The organism is Streptomyces sp. NPDC014882 (genome assembly GCF_043081325.1).
GTDB lineage: Bacteria > Actinomycetota > Actinomycetes > Streptomycetales > Streptomycetaceae > Streptomyces.
On the sequence record NZ_JBIBWL010000002.1, the window covers coordinates 469,374 to 476,707 of the forward strand.

A 7,334-nucleotide genomic window follows, 5' to 3' on the forward strand; every position below is an offset into this window, starting at 1 on the left:
GGTTGCGGAAGAGCTCTGTGACCTTCGTGACTCATTTGATCGATCATTTTTCGTGCCCGCCCGCGAGCCGGAAGTCCAGGGCGGTGCAGCGGCGGCCCGCCGACACCGTGCGCACCGCCTGGCCGATCGCCTTGCGGGAGCCGACGAGGACGACCAGCCCCTTGGCGCGGGTGACGGCCGTATACAGAAGGTTCCGCTGGAGCATCATCCATGCTCCGGTGGTGACGGGGATCACCACGGCGGGATACTCGCTGCCCTGGGAGCGGTGGATCGTCACCGCGTAGGCGTGGGCCAGCTCGTCCAGCTCGTCGAAGTCGTAGGGCACCTCCTCGTCCTCGTCGGTGCGCACGGTGAGGCGCTGGTCGACCGGATCGAGCGAAGTGACCACGCCCACCGTGCCGTTGAAGACGCCGTTCTCCCCCTTGTCGTAGTTGTTGCGGATCTGGGTGACCTTGTCGCCGACGCGGAAGACGCGGCCGCCGAACCGCTTCTCGGGGACGTCGGGCCGGCCGGGGGTGATGGCCTGCTGGAGCAGCCCGTTGAGGGCGCCGGCGCCGGCCGGGCCGCGGTGCATGGGCGCGAGGACCTGTACGTCCCGGCGGGGGTCGAGGCCGAACCTGGCCGGAATGCGGCGGGCCGCCACGTCGACCGTGAGCCGGCCCGCCTCCTCCGTGTCGTCCTCGACGAAGAGGAAGAAGTCCTTCATGCCGTCGGTGACCGGGGGCCGGCCCGCGTTGATCCGGTGCGCGTTGGTCACCACGCCGGACTGCTGGGCCTGGCGGAAGACGCGCGTCAGACGCACGGCGGGGATCGGGCCGCCGTCGGCCAGCAGATCGCGCAGCACCTCGCCGGCGCCGACGCTGGGGAGCTGGTCGACGTCACCGACGAAGAGGAGGTGGGCGCCCGGCGGGACCGCCTTCACCAGCTTGTTGGCCAGCAGCAGGTCCAGCATCGAGGCCTCGTCGACGACCACCAGGTCGGCGTCCAGCGGGCGGTCGCGGTCGTACGCCGCGTCGCCGCCGGGCTTCAGTTCGAGCAGGCGGTGGACGGTGGAGGCCTCGGCACCGGTCAGCTCGGCCAGGCGTTTGGCGGCGCGGCCGGTGGGGGCGGCGAGCACCACCTTGGCCTTCCTGGCGCGGGCCAGTTCGATGATCGAACGGACCGTGAAGGACTTGCCGCAGCCGGGCCCGCCGGTGAGGACGGCGACCTTCTCGGTCAACGCGAGCTTGACGGCGGCCTCCTGCTCAGGGGCGAGGTCGGCGCCGGTACGGCCGCGCAGCCAGGACAGCGCCTTGTCCCACGCCACGTCACGGAAGCCCGGCATGCGGTCCTCGCCGGTGCGCAGGAGGCGCAGCAACTGGGCGGAGAGGGAGAGTTCGGCCCGGTGGAAGGGGACCAGGTAGACCGCCGTGACGGGTTCCGGGCTGCCGTCCGGGCCGGGAAGCCTCTCGCGTACGACGCCGGGGTCCTCGCCCTCCTCCGGGGGCGCCGCGAGTTCGGCGAGGCACTCGATGACGAGGCCGGTGTCGACCTGCAACAGCTTGACCGCGTCGGCGATCAGGCGCTCCTCGGGCAGGTAGCAGTGGCCCTGGTCGCTGGACTGGGACAGCGCGTACTGCAGGCCCGCCTTGACGCGCTCCGGGCTGTCGTGCGGGATGCCGACGGACCGGGCGATCCGGTCGGCGGTGAGGAAGCCGATGCCCCAGACGTCGGCGGCGAGCCGGTAGGGCTGGTTCTTGACGACGGAGATGGAGGCGTCGCCGTACTTCTTGTAGATGCGGACCGCGATCGACGTGGACACCTCGACGGTCTGGAGGAAGAGCATGACCTCCTTGATCGCCTTCTGCTCCTCCCAGGCGTCGGCGATCCTCTTCGTGCGCTTCGGGCCGAGGCCGGGCACCTCGATCAGGCGTTTCGGCTCCTCCTCGATGATCCTCAGGGTGTCCATGCCGAAGTGCTGGGTGATGCGGTCGGCGAAGACCGGGCCGATGCCCTTGACCAGTCCTGATCCCAGGTAGCGGCGGATGCCCTGGATGGTGGCGGGCAGCACGGTCGTGTAGTTCTCGACCGTGAACTGCTTGCCGTACTGCGGGTGGGAGCCCCAGCGGCCCTCCATCCGCAGGGACTCGCCGACCTGGGCGCCGAGCAGGGCACCGACGACCGTCAGGAGGTCACCGGCGCCCCGGCCGGTGTCGACGCGGGCGACCGTGTAGCCGTTCTCCTCGTTCGCATACGTGATGCGCTCCAGCACGCCTTCGAGTACGGCCGGCCGCCGTTCCTCCGCCCGGGGGGCTCCCGCCTGAGTGGACATGATCCGACGGTAGCGCCGCGGTGTGACATCACGGGCACCCGTCCGGGACCGAGGGGGCGTCCGGACGGGCGCCCGCGCCGGACGGGTCCGGTCCCGGCGGGCCGTTCCGGTGGCCGGGACGCGGCGGCCGCGCCGCGGAGCCGACGTCACGATCCGGTCTCGGGGTCTTGCGCGCCACCCGTGTAATCGTTTCCAATCCTCCGTGACGCACATGTAAACGATTCCACAAGGAGGTGGAGCGGCGATGGCGAGCATCAAGGACGTCGCGGCCGGGGCGGGCGTCTCCGTCGCCACGGTGTCGCGTGTCCTGAACGACCATCCGTCGGTCAGCGAAGACGCACGCACGCGCGTGCTGGCCGCCGTCGAGGCCCTGGGCTACCGCCCGAACGCCGTCGCCAGGTCGCTGCGCACCGACCAGACCCGCACCCTCGGGCTGGTCATCAGCGACGTGATGAACCCCTACTTCACCGAGCTGGCCCGCTCCGTCGAGGAGGAGGCCCGCGCCCTCGGCTACAGCGTCATCATCGGCAACGCCGACGAGCGGCCCGACCTCCAGGACCACCACGTACGGACCCTGCTGGACCGCCGGATCGACGGTCTCCTCGTCTCCCCCACCGACGGCGGCTCGCCGCTGATGCTGGAGGCCGCGCGCGCGGGGACCCCGATGGTGTTCGTCGACCGGTGGATACCGGGCGTGGACGTGCCGGTCGTCCGGGCCGACGGCCGGGCCGCCGTACGGGACCTGGTGGCGCACCTGCACCGGCTGGGGCACCGCCGGCTCGCGATCATCGCGGGCCCGGCCGCCACCACCACCGGCAGCGAGCGCGTCGAGGCGTTCCGCGAGGCTCTGGGCGCGTGCGGCATCGACCTCCCGGACGCCTACATCGGGCAGGGCGACTTCCAGGCCGAGAGCGGGCGGCGGGTCACCGAGGGCTTCCTCGACCTGCCCGAGCCGCCCGAGGTCGTGTTCGCCGCCGACAACCTGATGGCGCTGGGCGCGCTGGACGCCGTACGCGCGCGTGGGCTGCGGGTTCCGGACGACATCGCACTCGCCGCGTTCGACGACATCCCGTGGTTCGTGCACACCGATCCCCCGGTCACCGCCGTCGCCCAGCCGACGGGCGAGCTGGGGCGCGCGGCCGTCCGCGCGCTGGTCGACCGGATCGAGGGGCGGACCCCGCGGTCCGTCACCCTCCCCGCCCGTCTGGTCGTACGCCGCTCGTGCGGCGAGACGGACGAGACAGGCGAGACGGGCGGGACGGCCGGGGTGAACGAGACGACCGGGACATGCGACACCGGCACCGGCACCGGCACCGACGGCAGCGGCAGCGGCAGCGGCAGCGGCAGCAACACCGGAAGCGGCGAGAACTCAGCCAGGAACAGGAGCCAGTCGTGAGCAACGCGGACGAGTTGCTGCGCATCGAAGGCATACGCAAGACCTTCCCCGGGGTGGTCGCGCTCGACAGCGTCGACTTCGACCTGCGGCGGGGCGAGGTGCACGTGCTGCTCGGTGAGAACGGCGCGGGCAAGAGCACCCTCATCAAGATGCTCTCCGGCGCCTACACGCCCGACGCCGGGCGGATCCTCGCCGGCGGCGAGGAGGTGCGCATCCACGGGGCGCAGGACTCCGAACGCCTCGGGATCGCCACCATCTACCAGGAGTTCAACCTCGTCCCCGACCTGACGGTCGCCGAGAACATCTTCCTGGGGCGCCAGCCGCGCCGGTTCGGGATGATCGACCGCAGGCGGATGGAGGCCGAGGCCGCCGTCCTGCTGGAGCGGGTCGGCGTCACCGTGTCGCCGCGTGCGCGGGTGCGGGAACTGGGCATCGCGCGCCTGCAGATGGTCGAGATCGCCAAGGCACTGAGCCTCGACGCGCGCGTGCTGATCATGGACGAGCCGACGGCCGTGCTCACCTCCGAGGAGGTCGAGAAGCTCTTCGCCATCGTGCGCAGGCTGCGCGAGGACGGCGTGGGCATCGTGTTCATCACCCACCACCTGGAGGAGATCGCGGCGCTGGGCGACCGGGTCACGGTCATCCGGGACGGCCGGAGCGTCGGACAGGTCCCGGCGTCCACGCCCGAGGACGAACTCGTACGGCTGATGGTGGGCCGTTCCATCGAGCAGCAGTACCCGCGGGAGCGCGCCGAGGCCGGCGCCGCCCTGCTGTCCGTCGAGGGGCTGACGCGGGACGGCGTCTTCCACGACGTCAGCTTCGAGGTGCGGGCCGGCGAGGTCGTCGGCGTGGCGGGCCTGGTCGGCGCGGGCCGTACGGAGGTCGTACGGGCCGTCTTCGGGGCGGACCCCTACGACCGCGGAGCCGTGCGGGTGGCGGGCACGCGGCTGCCCCGCCACGACGTGCCGGCGGCCATGGCCGCGGGGATCGGGCTCGTGCCGGAGGACCGCAAGGGGCAGGGGCTGGTGCTGGACGCCTCCGTCGAGGAGAACCTCGGCCTGGTGACCCTGCGTTCGGCCAGCCGTGCCGGGCTCGTCGACCTCAAGGGGCAGCACGAGGCGGCGGGCCGCATCGCCGGGCAGCTCGGCGTGCGCATGGCCGGGCTCGGCCAGCAGGTGCGCACGCTGTCCGGCGGCAACCAGCAGAAGGTCGTCATCGGCAAGTGGCTCCTGGCGGACACCAGGGTGCTGATCCTCGACGAGCCGACGCGCGGCATCGACGTCGGCGCCAAGGTGGAGATCTACCAGCTGATCAACGAGCTGACGGCCGCCGGGGCCGCCGTCCTGATGATCTCCAGCGACCTGCCCGAGGTGCTCGGCATGAGCGACCGGGTGCTGGTGATGGCCCAGGGCCGGATCGCCGGCGAGCTCCCGGCGGGCGAGGCCACCCAGGACGCGGTGATGGCACTCGCCGTGAGCACCCCCACGCCCCCGACCCCGCCCCCGACCTCGACCCCTACCACCCCTACGACCACTGAAGTGGAGGCCGGCCGTGGCCGCTGACACGCTCAAGAGCACGACGGGCGCCGGTGGCGGCGCCGCGGCGGTGCGCCGCCTGCTGCTCGACAACGGGGCGCTCACCGCGCTCATCGTCCTCGTCATCGCCATGTCGGCGCTGTCGGGCGACTTCCTCACCACGGACAACCTGCTCAACGTGGGTGTCCAGGCGGCCGTGACCGCCATCCTCGCCTTCGGCGTGACCTTCGTGATCGTCTCGGCGGGCATCGACCTGTCGGTCGGCTCGGTGGCGGCGCTGTCGGCCACCGTCCTCGCCTGGAGCGCCACCTCGCACGGCGTGCCGGTCGTCCTCGCGGTCGTGCTGGCCGTCGCCACCGGCATCGCGGCCGGCCTGGTGAACGGTTTCCTCATCGCCTACGGCAAGCTGCCGCCGTTCATCGCGACGCTCGCCATGCTGTCGGTGGCGCGCGGTCTGTCGCTGGTGATCTCCGAGGGCTCGCCGATCGCCTTCCCCGACTCCGTCTCGCACCTCGGGGACACGCTCGGCGGCTGGCTGCCGGTGCCCGTGCTGGTCATGGTCGTCATGGGCCTGATCGCCGCGTTCGTCCTGGGCCGCACCTACATCGGCCGCTCGATGTACGCCATCGGCGGCAACGAGGAGGCCGCGCGCCTGTCCGGCCTGCGGGTGAAGAAGCAGAAGCTCGCCATCTACGCGCTGTCGGGCGTGTTCGCGGCCGCGGCGGGCGTCGTGCTCGCCGCCCGCCTGTCCTCCGCGCAGCCGCAGGCCGCCGACGGCTACGAGCTGGACGCGATCGCCGCGGTCGTCATCGGCGGCGCCTCCCTCGCGGGCGGCACGGGCAAGGCGTCCGGCACCCTGATCGGCGCGCTGATCCTCGCCGTGCTGCGCAACGGCCTCAACCTGCTGTCGGTGTCCGCGTTCTGGCAGCAGGTCGTCATCGGTGTCGTCATCGCGCTGGCCGTGCTGCTGGACACCGTGCGGCGCAAGGCCGGGGCGACCCCGGCGGCCGCCGGGACGGGCGGCGGCAAGGGCCGGCAGGCGGCGACGTACGGGCTCGCCGCGGTCGTCACCGTGGCCGTGGTCGGCGCGACCTCCTTCCTGCACGGCGGCACCTCCTCGACGGCGCGGCCGAAGGTCGGGCTGGCGCTGTCCACCCTCAACAACCCGTTCTTCGTGCAGATCCAGTCGGGCGCGAAGGCCGAGGCGAAGAAGCTGGGCGTCGACCTGACCGTCACCGACGCGCAGAACGACGCCTCGCAGCAGGCCAACCAGCTGCAGAACTTCACCAGTTCCGGCTACGACGCGATCGTCGTCAACCCGGTGGACTCCGACGCGGCCGGTCCGGCCGTGCGCGCCGCCGACAAGGCGGAGATCCCGGTCGTCGCGGTCGACCGCGGCGTCAACAAGGCGACCCCGGACACCCTCGTGGCCTCCGACAACGTGTCCGGCGGTGAACTCGCCGCCCGGACCGTCGCCGAGAAGCTCGGCGGCACCGGCAGGATCGTGATCCTCCAGGGCCAGGCGGGCACCTCCGCGGCCCGCGAGCGCGCCGAGGGCTTCGCCAAGGGCCTGAAGGCCTACCCCGGCATCCAGGTGCTGGCCCAGCAGCCGGCCGACTTCGACCGCACCAAGGGCCTCGACGTGATGTCGAACCTGCTCCAGGCCCACCCGGACGTCCAGGGCGTCATCGCCGCCAACGACGAGATGGCGCTCGGCGCGATCAAGGCGCTCGGCTCCAAGGCCGGAAAGTCCGTCCAGGTCGTCGGCTTCGACGGCACGCCGGACGGCCTGACCGCGGTCGGGAACGGCACGCTGTACGCGTCCGTGGCGCAGCAGCCCTCGGAGCTGGGCAGGATCGCCGTGGACAACGCGCTCAAGGCGCTGCGGGGCGAGAAGGTCGCGGACCTGGTGAAGGTGCCGGTGAAGGTGGTCACGAAGGAGAACGTGGCCGGCTTCGGCGGCTGACATTCGGCAAGCGGGCGGGGCGGGGGGGGGGGCGGGGGCCCCGGGCCCGCCGCCCCCCCCCCCCCCCGCCACTAACACCAATTACCCCGAAGCCCGGGGGGTAGAAAGTGCGCCAAACACCACCAC

The 7,334-nt window shown here is 72.3% G+C and carries 4 protein-coding genes; 3 read left to right on the top strand and 1 reads right to left on the bottom strand.

Annotated elements, in window-relative coordinates:
* Positions 1–43: 43 nt before the first annotated feature.
* A complete protein-coding gene (locus ACF09K_RS06620; RefSeq protein ID WP_392241394.1) occupies positions 44–2,311 on the bottom strand; it encodes an ATP-dependent RecD-like DNA helicase in 2,268 nt (755 codons plus the stop codon).
* A 244-nt stretch (positions 2,312–2,555) separates the two neighbouring features.
* On the opposite strand from ACF09K_RS06620, the gene ACF09K_RS06625 reads away from it, so the two are divergent.
* From ACF09K_RS06625 to ACF09K_RS06635, 3 genes are read left to right on the top strand one after another with little or no spacing between them, the layout of a single operon-like run.
* On the top strand, positions 2,556–3,707 hold the full coding sequence (locus tag ACF09K_RS06625; protein ID WP_392241395.1) for a LacI family DNA-binding transcriptional regulator: 1,152 nt from the start codon (positions 2,556–2,558) through the stop codon (positions 3,705–3,707).
* Entirely contained in the window at positions 3,704–5,269 is a 1,566-nt protein-coding gene (locus ACF09K_RS06630; protein WP_392241396.1) for a sugar ABC transporter ATP-binding protein, read from the top strand. Before ACF09K_RS06625 ends, ACF09K_RS06630 begins: the two co-directional genes overlap by 4 nt.
* Positions 5,259–7,208, top strand: coding sequence for a substrate-binding domain-containing protein (locus ACF09K_RS06635; RefSeq protein ID WP_392241397.1), 1,950 nt, complete (start codon positions 5,259–5,261; stop codon positions 7,206–7,208). The genes ACF09K_RS06630 and ACF09K_RS06635 overlap by 11 nt, the downstream gene beginning before the upstream one ends.
* The last annotated feature ends 126 nt before the right edge of the window (positions 7,209–7,334 follow it).

What these genes read in the sequence shown, in the direction of transcription:
- ACF09K_RS06620 (WP_392241394.1), bottom strand. Translation starts at nt 2,311, where the DNA reads ATGTCCACTCAGGCGGGAGCCCCCCGGGCGGAGGAACGGCGGCCGGCC.
- ACF09K_RS06625 (WP_392241395.1), top strand. Translation starts at nt 2,556, where the DNA reads ATGGCGAGCATCAAGGACGTCGCGGCCGGGGCGGGCGTCTCCGTCGCC.